The following is an 18519-nucleotide window of genomic DNA, read 5'->3' as shown; positions in this document are numbered from 1 at the left end:
AAAGGGACAACCCACAACAGGAGATGAGGAATGAGTACAAGTGAGATAGTGATACGCCACGTTGCAGCCGCCGATGCCGAAGCTTTGCAGCAGATGCACATTCATCACGACGTTTATCACTCCACGCTACAAATTCCTCATCCTTCCATGGACATGTGGCACGAGCGCGTGAAGAGCAAGCCCGGCAGAAAACAGCTAGTTGCGTGCATTGACGAACGTGTCGTTGGCCATCTGGCGCTGGACGTCATGGAAAATCCGCGCCGCAGCCACGTGGCAACCTTTGGGATCAGCATCGCCTCTGAGTTCCAGAACCGGGGCGTGGGCAGCGCACTGATGCGCGAGATGGTGAACCTGTGCGATAACTGGCTGCGCGTCGAACGCATTGAATTGACGGTATTTACCGATAACCCACTGGGCATCGCGCTGTACCGCAAATTCGGTTTCGAAGTAGAAGGCACCGGGAAAAAATTTGCCCTGCGCAACGGTGAGTACGTGGATGCCTACTATATGGCGCGAATGAAATCGGTTTAAGAAAGTGCCCGGTGGCGCTTCGCTTACCGGGCCTACAATTGCACTAACGTAGGCCGGGTAAGGCGCAGCCGCCACCCGGCAACAAAATCAATACCCCGCCGTTAAGTCATCCACAGTGCGTGGGTCCGATGCGCCATACAGCGCACCGTCCGGGCCGACCATAATGCTTTGGGTGCTGCCCATCGCCTCTTTCACCGCCACCTTCTGGCCTTTTTCCTCAAGCAGCTTCAGCGTGTCCGGACTGAAGCCCTTCTCCACCCGCAGCTCGTCCGGCAGCCACTGATGGTGGAAGCGCGGCGCATTGGTCGCTTCGGCGACGTTCATCCCAAAATCTATGGTATTCACCACCATTTGCAGCACGGTGGTGATAATACGGCTCCCGCCTGGACTGCCGGTCACCAGCCAGGTTTTGCCGTCCTTCACCACAATGGTCGGCGACATTGACGACAGCGGACGCTTTTTCGGCCCGACGGCGTTGGCATCGCCGCCCACCAGCCCGTAGACGTTCGGCACGCCCGGTTTCGCCGAGAAGTCATCCATTTCATTGTTCATCAGAATACCGGTGTTGCCCGCCACAATACCGGTGCCGAAAGTGGTGTTGAGCGTATAGGTCACCGCCACCGCGTTGCCGTCTTTATCCACCACCGAGAAGTGCGTAGTCTGATTGCTTTCATACGGCGCCAGCTTGCCGGGGCGGATCTGGCTCGACGGCTTCGCCTTATTGACGTCAATCTCCTGCGCGATGGATTTTGCGTAGGCTTTACTGGTCAGAGCCTGCCACGGCACCTTCACGAAGTCCGGGTCACCGAGGTATTCTGAACGGTCGGCATAGGCGTGCTTCTCGGCTTCCGCCATGATTTGCATCGCATCGGCGCTGCCAAAGCCGTACTTCTGCATATCGAAATTTTCCAGAATATTGAGGATTTGCACGATGTGGATCCCACCGGAAGACGGCGGCGGCATGGAATAAACCTGATAGCCACGGTAATCACCGCTGATCGGCTCCCGCTCCACGGCTTTGTAACTCGCTAAATCTTCTTTGGTCATCAGCCCGCCGTTCTTCTTCATCTCCTCGGCAATCTGATCGGCAATCGGACCTTTATAAAACGCATCCGGACCGTTTTCGGCAATCAACTCAAGGCTTTTTGCTAAATTGGCCTGCACCAGCTTGTCGCCCTTTTTCAGCGGCTCACCGTCCTTCCAGAAGATAGCCTTACTGTTTTCGTGATTCGGAATGACCTCGCTGCCGTAGGTTTTCAGGTCATCGGCCAGCGCGTCGTTAACGGTAAAGCCCTCTTTCGCAAGCTTAATCGCCGGACGCACCACTTTGTTGAGCGGCATCGTGCCGTACTCTTTCAGCGCCAGCGAGAAGCCTGCCACGGTGCCTGGTGTGCCGGAAGCGAGATGGGAGGTGAGTGATTTTTTACTGTCCGGATTGCCCTGATCGTCGAGGAACATGTCGCGCGTGGCCTGTGAAGGTGCCATTTCACGGAAGTCGATCGCCGTTGTTTTGCCGTCTTTGGTACGCAGCATCATAAAGCCACCGCCACCCAGGTTCCCTGCCTGCGGATGGGTCACCGCCAGCGCGTATCCCACGGCCACCGCCGCATCCACCGCGTTACCGCCCTCTTTCAGAATATCGACGCCGACCTTTGTCGCCATCGCATCCACTGATGACACCATGCCCTTTTGAGCACGCACAGGATGGAAAACATCTTCCTCAACGCCGTAGGAAACAGCCGGTGCAGGTGCCGATACCGATGGCGCCGAAGCGGGCGGCGGAGTTGCCGCCACGCTGAACGTGCTTCCTGCCAGCAGAGCCGCGAGGGCTGCCCTGCGCCAAAAATGCGTTTCTGTCATTGTTCTTCTCCAGGTGAAGGGTTTTATGCTCCCGCTTAAGCCTGGTTCAGAATTCCTAAAAAATCATCGCAATGGCGAATTGGGGGTAAACTTAAGGAAGCCCCGAAAGGGCAGGAGGAAAAGATGAAAACGATACTCTTTCTGGCAGCGCTGACGCCGTTTGCCGTTTTAGCACAGCCGTTTAACACCACCAACAACCCCAACCAGCCGGGGTACGTGATCCCCAGCCAGCAGCGGATGCAGACGCAGATGCAGTCGCAGCAAATCCAGCAGAAAGGAATGCTGAACCAGCAGTTGCAGACCCAGACTCAGATGCAGCAACAGCATCTGCAAACGCAGATGAACAACAGCCAGCAGCGCGTGCTGAATGCGCAGCCGGGCCAGCAGGTTCTGCCGAACAACGGCGGCGGCATGCTGAGCGGCGGCAATAGCGACAAAATGCTCGGCGGTTCGCAGGAGCATATGCTGCCGCAGACTCAGAACGGCGACCTGTTAAGCACGCCGTCCAATCCGCAGCCGCTTTCCCGCTAAAAGCTAAAGTCAGGCCCGATAACGTCAATCGCATCGGTACAGATGCAGTCCACGCCCCAGCGCAGCAGCTCTGCCGCACGCTGGGGTCTGTTGACGGTATATACCAGAATATGCAGCCCCGCCGCCTTCAGGATTGTCACCCGCGCCTCATCCAGCAGCTTATGATTCAGGTGAATCGACACGCAGCCCAGTCGCGTGGTCAATGCCTGCCAGTCATCACGCCACTCATCGAGCAGCAGCCCCCGCGGCAGCTCTGGCACGGCAGCCTGTGCCGCTTCCAGCGCGTCGATTTCAAAGGATGACAGCAATGGTGGGGTCATGCCCGCCCACAGCTCACGGGCCGCGAGCGCCACGACTTTGCCCGTAAGCTCGCCGGTGCCGGATGTCGGTTTGATTTCGATATTCGCCATCATGCCGTGCTCGCGACAGCGCCCCGCCACCTGCGAGAGCAGCGGCAGTGGTTCGCCTTTGAACTCACCGGCGAACCAACTTCCGGCATCAACGTGCAGAAGCTCTTGCCACATAAGATCGCCCGCCACGCCCCAGCCGTTGCTGGTGCGCTCGAGGTTGTCGTCGTGCAGCAGGAAAATCTGCCCGTCTTTTGACAGCTTGGCGTCAAACTCAATCATGGTGTGGCCGTAGCGCGCGCCCACGTCGATCGCCGCAAGGGTATTTTCCGGAGCCCGCTTACCGCCGCCACGGTGGGCGACAATGCGGGGGTAAGGCCAGTTGCTCATACGCGTTGTCCTGTTTCGCCATCAAACAGGTGCAGATGATTTTCCGCTAAATGCAGCCACAGCGTGGTGCCTGCCTGTGGGCGCTGCTGATGCGGCAGCCGCACCACCATTTTTTGCTCACCCCAGCGGCCATGCGCGAGGTTATCTGCACCTAAAATTTCCAGCGTATCCATCACCAGCGGGATACCGCCTTCGGCCTGCGAGCTTAGCGCAATATGCTCCGGGCGGATACCCAACGTCATTTTGCGTCCGGCGTATCCGCGATACAGCCAGTTCAGCGGCAGCGCCATGCCGCTGTCCAGTTCGAAATGGGTGCCAGTGACGCTCACGCGGCCGTCGAGCAGGTTCATCGCCGGACTGCCGATAAAACTCGCCACAAAGCGCGTCGCGGGCTTCTCGTAAACCTCTACCGGCGTGCCGATTTGCTCAGCGATGCCTTTGTTCATCACCATCACACGCTGCGCCAGCGTCATCGCCTCCACCTGATCGTGGGTCACGTACAGCGAGGTTGTGTTCAGCCGATGATGCAGCTGCTGAAGCTCAAGACGCATCTGTACGCGCAGCTTGGCATCGAGGTTGGAGAGCGGCTCGTCGAACAGGAACACTGCCGGGTCTCGCACAATCGCACGGCCCATCGCCACGCGCTGGCGTTGGCCGCCGGAAAGCTCACGTGGGCGGCGTTTGAGTAACCCGTCCAGCTCCAGAATACGCGCCGCTTCTTTCACCTTCTCTGCGATATGCCCTTTACCCATGCCGCGAATTTTCAGGCCCCAAGCCATGTTCTCTTCCACGGTCATGTGCGGATAGAGAGCGTAGTTCTGAAACACCATCGCAATGCCACGCTCTTTTGGCTCAAGTTCAGTTACGCGCTGGCGATCGATCCAGATGTCACCGCCGGAGACGCGCTCCAGCCCCGCCACCATCCGTAATAAGGTCGATTTACCACAGCCGGACGGGCCGACCATCACGATAAACTCACCGTCGGACACGTCCAGCGTCAGCGGCTGGATCACCTGGGTTTTGCCGCTGTCCCAGCTCTTGGTTACTGCCTGTAATTTCAGTCCTGCCATCTTATTTCTCACTGTCGACCAGGCCGCGGACAAACGCGCGCTGCATGGCTAAAACGATAATAACGGGCGGGGTAAGGGTCAGCAGCATCGCCGCCATCACCTGATTCCACGCCGTGGTGCCTTCCCCGGTGGCAATCATCCCTTTGATGCCCGCTACCGCCGTGCCGAGATTGACGTCGGTGACGATAAGCAGCGGCCACAGGTACTGATTCCAGCCGTAGATAAAGGTGATCACGAACAGCGCCGCGAGGTTGGTTTTTGACAGCGGCAGCACGATGTCGCGAAAAAAGCGCATCGGCGAAGCGCCGTCAATACGGGCCGCTTCCATCAGCTCATCCGGCAGCGTCATAAAGAACTGGCGGAACAGGAAGGTGGCGGTGGCCGAAGCCATCAGCGGCAGCGTCAGCCCGGTGTAGCTGTCGAGCAGCTTAAGGTTGGCAATCACCTCCACCGTCGGGAAAATACGCACTTCAACCGGCAGCATCAGGGTGATAAAAATCATCCAGAAGAAGAGGTTACGCAGAGGGAAGCGGAACCAGACGATGGCGAAGGCCGAGAGCATCGACACCGCGATTTTGCCCACCGTAATGGTCAGCGCCATGACAAAGCTGTTGACCAGCATCAGCCAGAACGGCGCGCTGTTGGCTCCCACACCCTGCGTCCAGATGGTTTTCATATTCTCCAGCAGGTGCGAGCCGGGCAGCAGCGTCATCGGCGTGGCGAAGACGGCTTTGTCATCCAGCGTCGCCGCCACAAACGCGACGTACAGCGGGAAGAGGATCACCGCAATGCCGAGAATCAACATAATGTGGCTGAACCAGGTCAGCCCGCGACGATGTTCAATCATTGATAGCGCACCTTACTTTCCACATAGCGGAACTGAACCACCGTCAGCACGATCACCAGCCCCATCAGCACGACGGACTGCGCGGCAGACGCCGACAGATCCAGCCCGGCAAAGCCTTCGCGGTAAATTTTGTAGATAAGCGTGGTGGTGGCCTGCACCGGGCCGCCCGCGGTCGCCGCGTCGATCACCGGGAAGGTGTCGAAGAAGGCGTACACCAGGTTCACCACCAGCAGGAAGAAGCTCACCGGGGCAATCAGCGGCAGGGCGATGGAAAAGAAGCGCCGCACCGGGCCTGCACCGTCAATGGCGGCGGCTTCAACCAGCGATCGAGGAATGGATTGCAGCGCGGCGAAGAAGAACAGGAAGTTGTAGCTGATCTGCTTCCAGACCGAGGCGAACACCACCAGGAACATCGCCTGGCCGCTGTTCTGCGCGTGGTTCCAGCTGTAGCCCATCAGCTCCAGCCAGTGGGTGATCAGGCCGCGTCCAGGGTTAAAAAGGAAAATCCACAGCACGGCGGCGATGGCAGGCGCCACGGCGTAAGGCAGCAGCATCAGCGTCTGATAAATACGGCTGCCGCGCACCACGTAATCGACCAGTGCGGCGAAAAACAGCGACACCAGCAGGCCGCTCAGCGTGACAAGACCGCTGAACTTCATGGTGGTCCAGAAGGCGTCGAGGTAGTAGCTGTCGTGGAACAGGGCAATAAAGTTATCGAGGCCGACAAATTCACTGGAAAGCCCAAAGGGATCGACGCTTTGCAGCGAGTACCACAGCGCTTCGCCCGCAGGCCAGATAAAGAAAATAACGGTAATGGCGAGCTGCGGGGCCACCAGCAGATAAGGCAGCCAGCGCGAACGAAATACCGGACGGGATGATGACATAGGTTTACTCAAAATAGATGTGCCACATTCCCCTCTCCCCTGCCCTCTCCCAAAGGGAGAGGGAGAAAGACGGCTCCGACCAAATGTTCTCCCCCACTGGGAAAAAGAAAGCACCGGACAGATTCCCTCTCCCTCCGGAGAGGGAGAAAGACGGCTCCGACCGAGTGTTCTCCCCCATTGGGATAAAGTAAGCACCGGACAAGGTTTTCTCCCTCGCCCCTCTGGGGAGAGGGCCGGGGTGAGGGGTTTTTGAATTAAGACTTCGTTGACTTCTCAAAGCGGCGCAGCAGCTGATTCCCACGCTCGACGGCGGCATCCAGCGCCTGCTGAGGGGTTTTCTTGCCGGTCCACACTGACTCCAGCTCTTCGTCCACGATGGTGCGGATCTGCGGCATGTTGCCCAGACGCAGGCCTTTGGTGAACGGCAACGGCGGCTTGTTCAGCATCTGACGAGTCGCAATATCAGCCCCCGGGTTCTTGTCATAGAAGCCCTGCTGACGGGTCAGGTCATATGCGGCTTTGGTGATCGGCAGATAACCCGTTTTCTGATGCCATTCGGCGGCGATTTCCGGCTGGGTCAGGAAGTCGAGGAACTCTGCCACGCCTTTGTAGGATTCTTTGTCCTTGCCCTGCATCACCCACAGGCTCGCCCCGCCGATGATGGCGTTCTGCGGCGCACCTTTTGCGTCAGCGTCGTATGGCATCATGCCCACGCCATAGTTGAATTTGGCGTACTGACGAATGTCGGCCAGCGATCCGGAAGAGGCTGTCGTAATGGCGCAGTCGCCGTTGTAGAACTTCTCGGTGGACTCATCCTTACGCCCGAAGTAGCTGAAATCGCCCTTCTTGTTCAGTTCTTCAAGCATCGCGATGTGTTTCACCTGCTCCGGCTTGTTAAATTCCAGCACGGCGTCAGTGCCATCAAAGCCGTTGTTCTTCGTGGCGAACGGCAGGCCGTTCCAGGCGCTGAAGTTCTCCAGTTGGATCCAGCCCTGCCAGCCGCTGGCGTAGCCGCACTTCATCCCTGCTGCTTTCAGCTTCGCGGTATATGCCGCCAGATCCTGCCAGGTTTTCGGCGGCTGCTCCGGATCTAAACCGGCCTTTTTGAAGGCGTCTTTGTTGTAGTAGAGCACCGGCGTGGAGCTGTTAAACGGCTGGCTCAGCAGGTGGCCGGTTTTGGAATCGGTGTAGTAACCGGAAACGGTCGGCACGAACTGCGATTCATCAAACTTGATGCCCGCATCGTTGAAAACTTCATAGACTGGCTTGATGGCTTTCGAGGCCATCATGGTCGCCGTGCCCACTTCATACACCTGCAAAATGGCAGGCGCGTTGCCGGTGCGGAACGCGGCAATGCCTGCCGCCAGGCTCTGCTCGTAGTTGCCTTTGTAGACAGGCACAATTTTGTAATCAGGGTGCGTGTCGTTAAAACGCTGCGCCAGAGAATCAACTTCTTTCCCCAGTTCGCCTTCCATGGAATGCCAGAACGGAATGGTGGTGACAGCCATCGCCTGGCTGGCAAATGCCATGCCCAGCGTGACGGCTAAAGCGGTGTGTCGTAACGATGTCATTCGGTTATCTCTCTTGTTGTGCCGGATGCGCGAAATCACGCGTTTTATGCTCGCGAGGTAACATGACATGCGCGAATGACAGAAAAATAACCGAAAGATGACGAAGCGGTGACAGCCAGGCTTCAGGGAGGTGATGGAATGATGAAGGTGCGAATTAAATTTTGTGCGGAGTGATGCCCTCTCCCCGACCCTCTCCCACGGGGAGAGGGAGAAAAAAGGTGGATCAGGACAATTCCCTCTCCCTGGGGAGAAGGAGAAAGGCGGCCCAGGACAATGCCCTCTCCCTGGGGAGAAGGAGAAAGGCGGCTCAGAACATTTCCCTCTCCCTAGGGAGAGGGTTAGGGAGAGGGGAAAGAAAGACGGAGTGGCCTGATGCCCTCACCCCGGCCCTCTCCCACAGGGAGAGGGTGCAAACATAAAAAACCTTCTCCGAAGAGAAGGTTTTGCAGTTTACCTAGCCGCCCAGATAAGCGCTGCGCACCGCTTCGTTCGCCAGCAGCGCATCGCCGGTATCTTCCAGCACCACGTGGCCGTTCTCCAGCACGTAGCCGCGGTCGGCGAGCTTCAGCGCCTGGTTGGCGTTCTGCTCGACGAGGAAGATGGTCATCCCTTCTTTACGCAGCTGTTCGATGGTGTCGAAAATCTGCTGAATGATGATGGGCGCAAGGCCCAGCGATGGCTCATCCAGCAGCAGCAGGCGCGGCTGGCTCATCAGCGCACGGCCAATCGCCAGCATCTGCTGTTCGCCGCCGGACATGGTGCCCGCACGCTGAATACGACGCTCCCACAGGCGCGGGAACAGTTCGTAAACCCACTTGATGCGGTCCTGATACTGGCTGCGGTCGGCGAAGAAGCCGCCCATCGCCAGGTTCTCTTCCACGGTCATGCGGGAGAATACGCGACGCCCTTCCGGCACAATCGCCACGGCTTCGCGCATGATTTTTGCGGTCTGCCATTCGGTAATATCTTTGCCATCGAAGGTCACGCGCCCGCTGGTCGCGCGCGGGTCGCCGCACAGCGTACCGAGCAGCGTGGTTTTGCCCGCGCCGTTGGCACCAATCAGGGTGACGATTTCGCCCTGGTTGATATGCAGGCTGACGTCGTGCAGCGCCTGAATTTTGCCGTAGTGGGCGCTTACCTTGTCAAAAGACAACATCACTTTTTCCATTTTATGCCTCACCAAGGTATGCGCGGATCACGTCCGGGTTGTTACGAATTTCTTCCGGCGTACCGTTCGCCAGCGGCGTGCCCTGGTTTACCACATAAATGCGATCGGAAATGCCCATGACCAGCTTCATGTCGTGTTCAATCAACAGAATGGTGGTGTTGTGATGGCTGCGCAGCTCGGCGATCAGCTCATCAAGCTCTTTGGTTTCCTTCGGGTTAAGCCCCGCCGCCGGTTCATCAAGCATCAGGATTTCCGGCTGCGTCACCATGCAGCGCGCAATCTCCAGGCGACGCTGATCGCCGTAGGCCAGGTTGCTCGCCTGACGGTTGGCATGCTCAAGCAGGCCGATACGCTCAAGCCAGGTAGCAGCCCTGTCCAGCGCTTCGCTCTGCGCTTTGCGGAAGGACGGCGTTTTCAGCAAGCCGGAAAAGACGCCGGTTTTCAGCTGTTGATGCTGTGCCACCAGCAGGTTTTCAATCACCGTCATTTCACGGAACAGACGCACGTGCTGGAAAGTACGCACCACGCCCATCTGTGCAATCTGCTGGCCCGGCAGGCCTTCGAGGTGCTTGTCGCCCAGCATGATGGTGCCGCCCGTCGGCTTATAAAAACCGGTCAGGCAGTTAAACACGGTGGTTTTGCCTGCACCGTTTGGCCCAATCAGCGAGACGATCTCTTGTGGATGCAGCTCGAGATTGACGTTGTTGACCGCCAGCAGGCCGCCAAAACGCATCATCAGGCCGCTTACGGATAATAATGGCTGACTCATGCCTGCTCTCCTTTACTCTGCCCGTTTTTCAGTTTCAGCTGTGGACGGGTCATCGGCAGCAAGCCTTGTGGACGCCAGATCATCATCAGAACCATCAAACCACCCAGCATTAACATGCTGTATTCATTGAAATCGCGCATCAGCTCACGCGACACCACCAGCAGAATAGCCGCCAGAATCACCGCGAACTGCGAGCCCATGCCGCCGAGCACCACAATCGCCAACACGAACGCCGACTCGGCGAAGGTGAAGGATTCCGGGCTGACGAATCCCTGACGGGCGGCAAACAGCGTGCCGGCAAAACCGGCGAATGCGGCGCTGATGGTGAACGCCGTCAGCTTGATGCGCGTCGGGCTCAGGCCCAGCGAGCGACAGGCGATTTCATCTTCACGCAGCGCTTCCCACGCGCGGCCCAGCGGCATACGCAGCAGGCGGTTGATAACAAACAGGGAGAACACCACCAGCAGCAGCGCCACCAGGTAGAGCCAGATAATGCGGTCAGAAGGGTCATACTTCATGCCGAAGAAGTTGCTGAAGGTATCCCAGCCGCCCTCACGCGGCGTGCGGCTGAACTCCAGGCCGAAGAAGGTCGGTTTCGGGATCTGGCTGATGCCGTTCGGGCCGCCGGTCACTTCGGTGTTGTTCAGCAGCAGAATACGCACGATTTCACCGAAGCCCAGGGTCACAATCGCCAGATAGTCACCGCGCAGGCGCAACACCGGGAAGCCAAGCAGGAAGCCCGCAGCGGCAGACACGAGGCCCGCCAGAGGCAGACAGGTCCAGAAGCCGAGACCGTAATAGTGGTTCAGCAGCGCAAAGGTGTACGCACCGATGGCATAGAAACCACCGTAGCCAAGCACCAGCAGGCCGGACAGACCTACAACGACGTTCAGACCGAGGCCGAGAATGATGTAGATCATCGTCAGGGTCGCGATGTCCACGGTGCCGCGGGAGACCATAAACGGCCAGGCGACGGCAATCACCAGCAGCGCAATCAGGAACAATTTCTGCTTAACGGTGGAGCCATCAATTGCCGGCAGGATAAACTTCGGCCCGGAGACGCTTTTCAGGCCCTTCTGGAAAATCGGACGCAGCAGCTGGAAGAAGAAAACCACGGCGGTGCCGATGAAAATCCACTGCCAGCGGATGTCTGCGGCGGTATCAACCACCAGTTTGGTACCGCTTAACTCCAACTGAACGCCCATAAAGACGCCCGCCAGCACGAAGAACATCGCGGCAGAGAGCAGTGCCATCGCAAAATGCATCGGTTTCATACTTTCTCTACCTCCGGACGACCCAGAATCCCGGTCGGCATCACCAGCAGCACCACGATCAGCAGCGCGAACGACACAACATCTTTGTATTCAGTACTCAGATAAGCGGAGGACAGCGCTTCGGCAACGCCCAGAATCAGGCCGCCGATCATCGCCCCAGGAATGCTGCCGATACCGCCAAGAACCGCTGCGGTGAAGGCTTTCATCCCTGCCATAAAGCCGATGTAAGGGTTGATCACGCCGTAGAACTGACCGAGCAGCACGCCCGCCACAGCCGCCATTGCCGCACCGATCACGAACGTCAGCGCGATGACGCGGTCAGTGTTAATGCCGAGCAGGCTCGCCATTTTCAGGTCTTCAGCACAGGCGCGGCACGCGCGGCCCATGCGGGAGTAGCGGATAAACAGGGTCAGCGCCAGCATCGCCACGAAGGTGACAATCCAGATAACCAGCTGCATGGTGGTGATAGAGGCAGAGAAGTTGTCACTTGCGCCCACAATCCACTGGCCGTTGAACAGGCTCGGCAACGCGATGTCGCGCGAGCCTTCCGTCAGGCTGACGTAGTTTTGCAGGAAGATGGACATCCCGATGGCGGAGATAAGCGCAATCAGGCGCTTGGAGCTGCGCACCGGGCGATAGGCCACCCGTTCGATACTCCAGCCGTAGGCGCTGGCGATGATAATCGCCCCCACGAACCCGGCGCCGACCAGCAGCCAGCTGGTGTCGATGCCCATCATCATTAAGGCAGCGATGATCATGAACGACACATAGCTGCCGATCATGTAGACCTCACCGTGGGCGAAGTTGATCATCCCGATGATGCCGTAAACCATGGTGTAGCCGATGGCTATCAGCGCATAGGTGCTGCCCAGCGTGATGCCGTTAAACATCTGCTGGAGAAAATAGAGAAACTGCTCGGACATAAAATAACCTTTTTATAACCGCCCGGCAGGTGAACGGGCGGTGGGTTCTTATTATTTGGCGACGGTGGACGAGCCGTCCGCATGCCACTGGAAGACACCAAACTCAAATCCCTTCAGATCGCCTTTCTCATCCCAGTTCAGCGGCCCAATCACGGTTTTTGCCCCGTTTGCTTTCAAATCTTTAATCAGCGCCAGCGGATCCTGGCTGCCGGTGCGGTCCATAGCGGTTGCCAGAGACTGTACGGCGGCATAGGTGATCCACACGTACGGGCCGCTCGGATCTTTCTTCTCGGCCTTCAGCGCATCGACGATACCTTTGTTAGCCGGATCCTGGTCATAGCGTTTTGGCATCGTCACCAGCATGCCTTCGCCCGCAGCACCCGCGATGTTGGAAAGCGATGCGTTACCCACGCCTTCCGGGCCCATAAATTGGGTTTTCAGACCCACGGAACGCGCCTGGCGCAGGATCTGTCCCATTTCCGGGTAGTAGCCGCCGTAGTAAACGAAGTCGATATTTTCTTTTTGCAGACGGGCCACCAGCGCGGAGAAGTCTTTCTCCCCGGCGGTAATGCCGTCGAAGAACACCACGTTGGCACCCGCTTTCTTCAGGTTGTTCTGAACGGAACGCGCCAGGCCTTCGCCGTACTGCTGCTTGTCGTGGATGATGGCGATGCGCTGCGGCTTCACTTTATCCAGAATGTATTTCGCGGCGGTCGGCCCCTGAGAGGAGTCGAGGCCCGCGGTGCGCATGATGTACTGGTAACCACGCTGGGTCAGCTCCGGGTTGGTGGCGCCGGGGGTGATCATCAGAATGCCTTCGTCTTCGTAGATGTCAGACGCAGGCTGAGTAGAAGAAGAACACAGGTGGCCGATCACGTATTTGATGCCGTCGTTAACCACTTTGTTAGCGACCGCCACGGCCTGTTTTGGATCGCAGGCGTCGTCATACTCCACCGCAACCAGCTTGTCGCCTTTGATTCCGCCTTTGGCGTTGATGTCTTTGATCGCCTGGCGCGCACCGTTAAATTCCATGTCGCCCCACTGGGCAACCGGGCCGGACATCGCGCCAATCACCGCAACCTTAATGTCTTTAGCGAAAGCGGACTGCGTCATTGCCAACGCGACCATTCCTGCAATCAATGTTTTTGCATTCCGTTTCATCTTTCAATCCCCACTCGTGATGTAATTTGTATAAATATTGTATTTTTCTGGTTAAAAAGCATTCTGTACTTTTACTGTACAACGCTATTTTTGCCAGTCTCTTTAATGGTTTAGCGATGCCTTTTGCCAAAAACCTGACTAAAATCTCTATTTTTCAGTCGATTAAGCAAAGATAATATTCTGTATTTTGCTGGAGATAAACAAAAAAAAGCGCGGTTTTCAGCATAAAATAAGGGTACAAAGAGCCGAATAAATCACTGCCTTCCAGGGTAAAATTCTGCCTGTTTTTCGATCCATGACGCATTGCTCTGCTGCCGTTTGCCGGGGAAAACGAATCCCCTGCCATTCAGCATAAAAATAGAAATCGGTTCATCGTGAAATTAGATAAACTCGGGGCAAAATATTTTTAAGGATGGCTTCACATGAAACTGACGATCGTCAGACTGACAGCGCTCAGCGAACAGGACATTATCGATCTCAGCAAGATCTGGCCGGAGTACACCGCCGCGTCTTTGCAGATCGATGAGGAGCACCGGATCTATGCCGCACGGTTTAACGAAAGGCTACTTGGCGCGGTGCGCGTAACAATGAAAGAAGGCCAGGGTGCGCTGGATTCTCTGCGTATCCGGGAAGTGACGCGTCGCCGCGGCGTCGGCCAGTATCTGATTGAAGAAGTTATTCGCAGCAACCCGGAGATCGGCAGTTGGTGGATGGCGGACGTCGGCGTAGAGGATCGTGATGCGATGGCCGCCTTTATGCAGGCGCTCGGCTTTGCGGCTCGGGGAAATGGGTGGGAGAAGCGTTAAAAAATGCCGGATGGCGCTGACGCTCAATCGGCCTGTACTCCTCGCCTATCGGTTCCCTCTCGCTCAGGAGAGGGGAGATTCGTGCGGCCTGATGCCCTCACCCCGGCCCTCTCCCACAGGGAGAGGGGGCAAACACTAAAACGGCAACCAGAGGTTGCCGTTTGCTGTTTATTTTGCGTCGGTCGCTGTGCCGTTCGCATGCCAGTCGAAGACGCCGAACTCGAAGCCTTTCAGGTCGCCTTTCTTATCCCAGCTCAGCGGGCCCATTACGGTGTCGACTTTATTCGCCTTCAGCCACTCAGCAATTTTTGCCGGGTCGTCGGTCTGGTTCAGACCCGCAGACAGCGATTGCAGTGCCGCATAGGTGGTCCACACGAATGCGCCACTTGGATCCTGTTTCTTGGCTTTGATTGCATCCACAATCGGTTTGTTCGCCGGAACCTGATCGTAGTTCTTCGGCTTGGTCACTAACAGACCTTCTGCAGAATCGCCCGCGATGTTAGACAGCGACACGTTCGCCACGCCTTCCGGGCCCATGAACTGGGTTTTCAGGCCGGCTGCACGAGACTGACGCAGGATCTGACCCATTTCCGGGTGGTAACCGCCGTAGTAAACGAAGTCGATGTTCTCTTTCTTCAGGCGCGCCACCAGCGTGGAGAAATCTTTCTCACCGGCAGTGATACCGTCGAAGAACACCACGTCAGCTTTGCCCTTCAGCGCGTCCTGAACGGAGCGAGCCAGGCCTTCGCCGTACTGCTGTTTGTCATGAACGATCGCGATACGTTTAGGCTTCACGGTGTTCAGAATGTATTTCGCCGCAGTCGGGCCCTGATCGGAATCCAGGCCGGTGGTGCGCAGAATCAGGTTATAGCCACGTGCAGTCAGCTCTGGTGCGGTTGCCGCCGGGGTGATCATCAGAATGCCTTCGTCTTCGTAGATATCAGACGCTGGCTGAGTGGAAGAGGAACACAGGTGGCCGATCACGTATTTGATACCGTCGTTAACCACTTTGTTGGCTACCGCTACGGCCTGTTTCGGGTCGCAGGCATCGTCATATTTTACGATCTGGATTTTTTCGCCTTTGATGCCGCCTTTGGCATTGATGTCGGCAACAGCCTGTTCAGCTCCGGTGAACTCCTGGTCGCCATACTGCGCTACCGGACCGGACATTGCGCCGACAACGGCCACTTTAATATCGGCCTGTGCCATTGAGCTGAACGCCAGCGCGATACATCCTGCCAGTAATGCTTTGCCCTTCATTTTCATCCTGATATTCCCCATTGTTATGGTGATTGCTTTTGTTGTGATGTTGTTATGTAGCGCTTTATTTCGGTTTTAGGTCTACTGTTCGCGCCATGACAGCATACTCTGCTAAAAACATACCCGATTTTTTCTCTTTTGGAACCAGAAATTTGAGGGCGATGTAACAGATTCGTGACAAAAAAAAGCCGCTCCTGAGAGCGGCTTCGCCATTAGTGGCTGAGGGAGTGTCGAATAATCTCCAGCGCCTTGCGGAACTGGGCTTCAGGGATGGTCAGAGGGTAAAGGAAGCGGATCACGTTGCCATAGACGCCACAGCTCAGCAGCAGCAGGCCTTCTTTCAGCGCCTTCTCCTGCACCTGCTTGGTGAACTCTGGCGACGGCTCGCCGGTCTGCGGATCGTTGAACTCCACCGCCACCATTGAGCCCTGAGCACGCACGTCAACGATATAAGGGCAATCGGCTTTGGCGTTGTTCAGCACTTCCACCAGGTGATGGCCCAGCTCGGAAGCGCGGGAACACAATTTTTCTTCATCAATGATGTCGAGCACCGCATGCGCGGAGGCCACCGCCAGCGGGTTACCGGCGTAGGTGCCACCGAGACCGCCAGGCGCAGGCGCATCCATCACTTCAGCCCGGCCCGCGACGGCCGAAAGCGGCATCCCGCCTGCCAGGCTTTTCGCCATGGTGATCAGATCTGGCTTCACGTCGTAATGTTCCATCGCGAACAGCTTGCCGGTACGGGCAAAACCGGTCTGCACTTCGTCGGCAATCAGCAGAATACCGTGGGTGTCGCACAGCTTGCGCAGCGCCTGCATAAACTCTGGCGGGGCCACGTTGAAACCGCCTTCGCCCTGCACGGGTTCGAGAATAATGGCCGCAACCTGATTCGGCGCGATATCCGCTTTAAAGATACGATCCAGGCTTTTCATCGCGTCTTCCGTGGTCACGCCGTGGGCCGCGTTCGGATACTGGCCGTGATACACGGAGCCCGGGAAAGGACCGAAGCCGATTTTGTAAGGTGCCACTTTGCCGGTCAGCGCCATGGTCATAAAGGTACGACCGTGGAAGCCGCCGCCGAAGGTGATGAGCCCTGGACGCTGAGTATAGGCACGTGCAATTTTCACTGCGTTCTCAACCGCTTCAGCACCGGTTGAGAAGAAAGCGGTTTTCGCCGGGCCGTTCACTGGCACGCGGTCGTTAATGCGCTCAGCCAGCGACACGTAGCTTTCGTAAGGAACAATCTGGTAAGCGGTGTGGGTAAATGCCTGCAGCTGTTTTTCAATCGCCGCAACGATTTTTGGGTGGCGATGCCCGGTGTTCAGCACTGCGATCCCGGCTGCGAAATCAATCACTTCGTTGCCTTCCACATCCCAGAGCGTGGCGTTTTCTGCTTTTTCGGCATAGAAGCCGCACATGACGCCAATGCCGCGCGGTGTCGCCTGTAAACGGCGCTGATTCAGTTCATTATTTTTCATCGACCTTACCCCATCACAGATTCGTTTGTATTAACAACTTTGAAACATACGATAGTTTTACCGCCTGAGCGGTCCTATAATCGAGTACCAGTTTTGAATAATTGAGGGATCCAATTGCGCTCTTTAGTGTGCGATCTCCTGCAACTGCGTCTGGATGAACAAGCCGACGATAAATTGCACAAGAAGTTGTATAACGCCGTGCGTCTGTCGATCCTCGACGGCAGCCTGCCGCCGCAGAGTCGCCTGCCGCCGTCGCGCGATCTCGCCAGCCAGCTGCAGCTGTCGCGCAACACGGTGCTGACGGTGTACGAGCAGCTGCTGGCGGAAGGCTATATTGTTTCACGCTCCGGCAGCGGCACCTTCGTGGCGAAAACCGTGCCGGACGCCCTGCTGTTCGCCCCCGGCGCTCACGAAGAACGCAACAGCGCTCCGGCAACCGTCAATTTCTCTGAGCGCGGCCAGGCGCTTCTGACGCATATCAGCGCCAGCCCTCGCCAGTGGGGCGCATTCTTACCGGGCGTGCCGGACGTCAACGAGTTCCCCCACGCGCTGCTGCGTAAAATTCACACCCGCGTCAGCCGCAAACCGCAGGCTGTGCAGCTCTCTTACAGCCCTTCAGGCGGCAGCCAGGCGCTGCAACAGGCGCTGATGGAGTATCTGCGCGTGGCCCGTTCGGTGCGCTGTACGCCGGACCAGATCCTCATCACCGAAGGGATCCATCAGGCTATCGATCTGGTATCACGGATGCTCTGCAACCCCGGGGACAGCGCCTGGATCGAAGAGCCCGCCTACTGGGGGATTCGCAACGTATTGCAGATGAACGGCGTCAATTTGCGGGCGATCGATGTCGATCTCAGCGGTATGAATCCGCCCGAGCCGGGTGATATCCCCCCGCGCCTGATGTTCGTCACGCCCTCTCACCAGTATCCGCTCGGCTGCGTGATGAGCCTCGAGCGCCGCCAGCGCCTGCTGGCGCTGGCCCGGCAAACCGGCAGCTGGATTGTGGAAGACGACTACGACAGTGAGTTTCGCTTCTCCGGTCAGCCGATCCCGGCGTTGCAGGGGCTGGTTGAAGATGCGCCGGTGATCTACATCGGCACCTTCAGTAAAACGATGTGGCCGGGCATGCGTCTCGGCTATGTCGTGCTCCCGCGCCCGCTGGCACAGGCATTGCGCACCGCCCATGCCGAACTCTATCGCAGCGGGCGGCTACTCGATCAGGAGGCGCTGGCGCTGTTCATTCGCGAAGGGCATTACACCGCACATATCCGCCGCATGCGGCTGCTGTATGCCCGCAGGCGTCAGCGGCTGGCGGGTTTGATTACGGATTACCTCGGCAAGGAAGCGCTCAGCGAATTTAACGACAATGCGGGCCTGCACCTGGTGTTGAAACTCGCCGCCGACTGTGACGACGTGGCGCTGGCGAAAAAGGCCAATGAAAAAGGCGTGCTCGTGCGGCCGCTCTCTCGCTATTACCTCAACGAAGCCACTCAGCGCGGGCTGCTGATGGGTTTTGCGGCGATGCGCGAAGAGGAAATGGAAGGCGCGTTTAAGGTGCTGGTGCAGTGTATGAAGAACGAAAGCCCGAGGGATTAACCTTCGGGCTTGTCTATGAAGGCCCGGTAAGCATCAGCGCCACCGGGCATTTT

17 protein-coding genes are annotated in these 18519 nt (G+C 57.5%); 4 read left to right on the top strand and 13 right to left on the bottom strand.

Annotated elements, in window-relative coordinates:
- Nucleotides 1–30 precede the first annotated feature (30 nt).
- Nucleotides 31–531 carry an N-acetyltransferase gene (gene yhhY / locus CRO87_RS13385; protein ID WP_097163442.1) on the top strand — a complete coding sequence of 167 codons (501 nt, stop codon included), beginning with the start codon at nt 31–33 and terminating at the stop codon, nt 529–531.
- A gap of 87 nt (nt 532–618) precedes the next feature.
- Here the strand turns inward: yhhY and ggt are convergent, their stop codons facing one another.
- Nucleotides 619–2391, bottom strand: coding sequence for a gamma-glutamyltransferase (gene ggt / locus CRO87_RS13380; RefSeq protein WP_097163441.1), 1773 nt, complete (start codon nt 2389–2391; stop codon nt 619–621).
- Nucleotides 2392–2514: 123 nt separating this feature from the next.
- Between ggt and CRO87_RS13375 the strand changes: the two genes are divergently transcribed.
- Entirely contained in the window at nt 2515–2922 is a 408-nt protein-coding gene (locus CRO87_RS13375) for a DUF2756 family protein (RefSeq protein WP_097163440.1), read from the top strand.
- Here CRO87_RS13375 and ugpQ read toward each other — a convergent pair.
- The 10 genes from ugpQ to livK form a co-directional block, all read right to left on the bottom strand.
- The gene (gene ugpQ, locus CRO87_RS13370) at nt 2919–3659 is read right to left on the bottom strand and encodes a glycerophosphodiester phosphodiesterase (protein WP_097163439.1); all 741 of its coding nucleotides are present in this window, start codon (nt 3657–3659) and stop codon (nt 2919–2921) included. The genes CRO87_RS13375 and ugpQ overlap by 4 nt on opposite strands.
- The gene (locus CRO87_RS13365) at nt 3656–4729 is read right to left on the bottom strand and encodes a sn-glycerol-3-phosphate import ATP-binding protein UgpC (protein ID WP_097163438.1); all 1074 of its coding nucleotides are present in this window, start codon (nt 4727–4729) and stop codon (nt 3656–3658) included. Before CRO87_RS13365 ends, ugpQ begins: the two co-directional genes overlap by 4 nt.
- A 1-nt stretch (nt 4730) precedes the next feature.
- Nucleotides 4731–5576 carry a sn-glycerol-3-phosphate ABC transporter permease UgpE gene (gene ugpE / locus CRO87_RS13360; protein ID WP_097163437.1) on the bottom strand — a complete coding sequence of 282 codons (846 nt, stop codon included), beginning with the start codon at nt 5574–5576 and terminating at the stop codon, nt 4731–4733.
- Nucleotides 5573–6460 (bottom strand): sn-glycerol-3-phosphate ABC transporter permease UgpA, encoded by an 888-nt coding sequence (gene ugpA, locus CRO87_RS13355; protein ID WP_097163436.1) that lies wholly within the window; start codon nt 6458–6460, stop codon nt 5573–5575. Before ugpA ends, ugpE begins: the two co-directional genes overlap by 4 nt.
- Nucleotides 6461–6714: 254 nt before the next feature.
- Nucleotides 6715–8031, bottom strand: a complete 1317-nt coding sequence (ugpB, locus tag CRO87_RS13350; protein WP_097163435.1) for a sn-glycerol-3-phosphate ABC transporter substrate-binding protein UgpB — start codon at nt 8029–8031, stop codon at nt 6715–6717.
- 454 nt (nt 8032–8485) lie between these two features.
- Nucleotides 8486–9199, bottom strand: a complete 714-nt coding sequence (gene livF, locus CRO87_RS13340; RefSeq protein WP_097163433.1) for a high-affinity branched-chain amino acid ABC transporter ATP-binding protein LivF — start codon at nt 9197–9199, stop codon at nt 8486–8488.
- Between the two features lies 1 nt (nt 9200).
- A complete protein-coding gene (gene livG / locus CRO87_RS13335) occupies nt 9201–9968 on the bottom strand; it encodes a high-affinity branched-chain amino acid ABC transporter ATP-binding protein LivG (protein WP_097163432.1) in 768 nt (255 codons plus the stop codon).
- On the bottom strand, nt 9965–11242 hold the full coding sequence (livM, locus tag CRO87_RS13330; protein ID WP_097163431.1) for a branched chain amino acid ABC transporter permease LivM: 1278 nt from the start codon (nt 11240–11242) through the stop codon (nt 9965–9967). Before livM ends, livG begins: the two co-directional genes overlap by 4 nt.
- Nucleotides 11239–12165 carry a high-affinity branched-chain amino acid ABC transporter permease LivH gene (livH, locus tag CRO87_RS13325; protein ID WP_097163430.1) on the bottom strand — a complete coding sequence of 309 codons (927 nt, stop codon included), beginning with the start codon at nt 12163–12165 and terminating at the stop codon, nt 11239–11241. The genes livM and livH overlap by 4 nt, the downstream gene beginning before the upstream one ends.
- Nucleotides 12166–12216: 51 nt before the next feature.
- Nucleotides 12217–13326: a high-affinity branched-chain amino acid ABC transporter substrate-binding protein LivK gene (gene livK / locus CRO87_RS13320; protein ID WP_097163429.1), complete on the bottom strand. Its 1110-nt coding sequence runs from the start codon at nt 13324–13326 to the stop codon at nt 12217–12219.
- A 422-nt stretch (nt 13327–13748) separates the two neighbouring features.
- On the opposite strand from livK, the gene panM reads away from it, so the two are divergent.
- Nucleotides 13749–14132 (top strand): aspartate 1-decarboxylase autocleavage activator PanM, encoded by a 384-nt coding sequence (gene panM, locus CRO87_RS13310; protein WP_097163427.1) that lies wholly within the window; start codon nt 13749–13751, stop codon nt 14130–14132.
- A 168-nt stretch (nt 14133–14300) separates the two neighbouring features.
- On the opposite strand, the gene CRO87_RS13305 is transcribed toward panM, so the two are convergent.
- Both CRO87_RS13305 and CRO87_RS13300 read right to left on the bottom strand, forming a co-directional pair.
- Nucleotides 14301–15398 (bottom strand): branched-chain amino acid ABC transporter substrate-binding protein, encoded by a 1098-nt coding sequence (locus CRO87_RS13305; protein WP_141398699.1) that lies wholly within the window; start codon nt 15396–15398, stop codon nt 14301–14303.
- A gap of 206 nt (nt 15399–15604) precedes the next feature.
- On the bottom strand, nt 15605–16870 hold the full coding sequence (locus tag CRO87_RS13300; protein WP_097163425.1) for a 4-aminobutyrate--2-oxoglutarate transaminase: 1266 nt from the start codon (nt 16868–16870) through the stop codon (nt 15605–15607).
- Between the two features lie 114 nt (nt 16871–16984).
- On the opposite strand from CRO87_RS13300, the gene CRO87_RS13295 reads away from it, so the two are divergent.
- On the top strand, nt 16985–18466 hold the full coding sequence (locus CRO87_RS13295; RefSeq protein ID WP_097163424.1) for a PLP-dependent aminotransferase family protein: 1482 nt from the start codon (nt 16985–16987) through the stop codon (nt 18464–18466).
- The last annotated feature ends 53 nt before the right edge of the window (nt 18467–18519 follow it).

Source organism: Enterobacter sp. CC120223-11 (assembly GCF_900215375.1).
In the GTDB taxonomy this organism is placed as follows: domain Bacteria; phylum Pseudomonadota; class Gammaproteobacteria; order Enterobacterales; family Enterobacteriaceae; genus Scandinavium.
Note: the sequence above shows the minus strand (reverse complement) of the source record. Positions and strands in the feature narration are given on the sequence as shown.

Bases quoted from the DNA above. Each gene is read 5' to 3' on its own strand.
- yhhY (WP_097163442.1), top strand. From the start codon at position 31: ATGAGTACAAGTGAGATAGTGATACGCCACGTTGCAGCCGCCGATGCC.
- ggt (WP_097163441.1), bottom strand. From the start codon at position 2,391: ATGACAGAAACGCATTTTTGGCGCAGGGCAGCCCTCGCGGCTCTGCTG.
- CRO87_RS13375 (WP_097163440.1), top strand. From the start codon at position 2,515: ATGAAAACGATACTCTTTCTGGCAGCGCTGACGCCGTTTGCCGTTTTA.
- ugpQ (WP_097163439.1), bottom strand. From the start codon at position 3,659: ATGAGCAACTGGCCTTACCCCCGCATTGTCGCCCACCGTGGCGGCGGT.
- CRO87_RS13365 (WP_097163438.1), bottom strand. From the start codon at position 4,729: ATGGCAGGACTGAAATTACAGGCAGTAACCAAGAGCTGGGACAGCGGC.
- ugpE (WP_097163437.1), bottom strand. From the start codon at position 5,576: ATGATTGAACATCGTCGCGGGCTGACCTGGTTCAGCCACATTATGTTG.
- ugpA (WP_097163436.1), bottom strand. From the start codon at position 6,460: ATGTCATCATCCCGTCCGGTATTTCGTTCGCGCTGGCTGCCTTATCTG.
- ugpB (WP_097163435.1), bottom strand. From the start codon at position 8,031: ATGACATCGTTACGACACACCGCTTTAGCCGTCACGCTGGGCATGGCA.
- livF (WP_097163433.1), bottom strand. From the start codon at position 9,199: ATGGAAAAAGTGATGTTGTCTTTTGACAAGGTAAGCGCCCACTACGGC.
- livG (WP_097163432.1), bottom strand. From the start codon at position 9,968: ATGAGTCAGCCATTATTATCCGTAAGCGGCCTGATGATGCGTTTTGGC.
- livM (WP_097163431.1), bottom strand. From the start codon at position 11,242: ATGAAACCGATGCATTTTGCGATGGCACTGCTCTCTGCCGCGATGTTC.
- livH (WP_097163430.1), bottom strand. From the start codon at position 12,165: ATGTCCGAGCAGTTTCTCTATTTTCTCCAGCAGATGTTTAACGGCATC.
- livK (WP_097163429.1), bottom strand. From the start codon at position 13,326: ATGAAACGGAATGCAAAAACATTGATTGCAGGAATGGTCGCGTTGGCA.
- panM (WP_097163427.1), top strand. From the start codon at position 13,749: ATGAAACTGACGATCGTCAGACTGACAGCGCTCAGCGAACAGGACATT.
- CRO87_RS13305 (WP_141398699.1), bottom strand. From the start codon at position 15,398: ATGAAAATGAAGGGCAAAGCATTACTGGCAGGATGTATCGCGCTGGCG.
- CRO87_RS13300 (WP_097163425.1), bottom strand. From the start codon at position 16,870: ATGAAAAATAATGAACTGAATCAGCGCCGTTTACAGGCGACACCGCGC.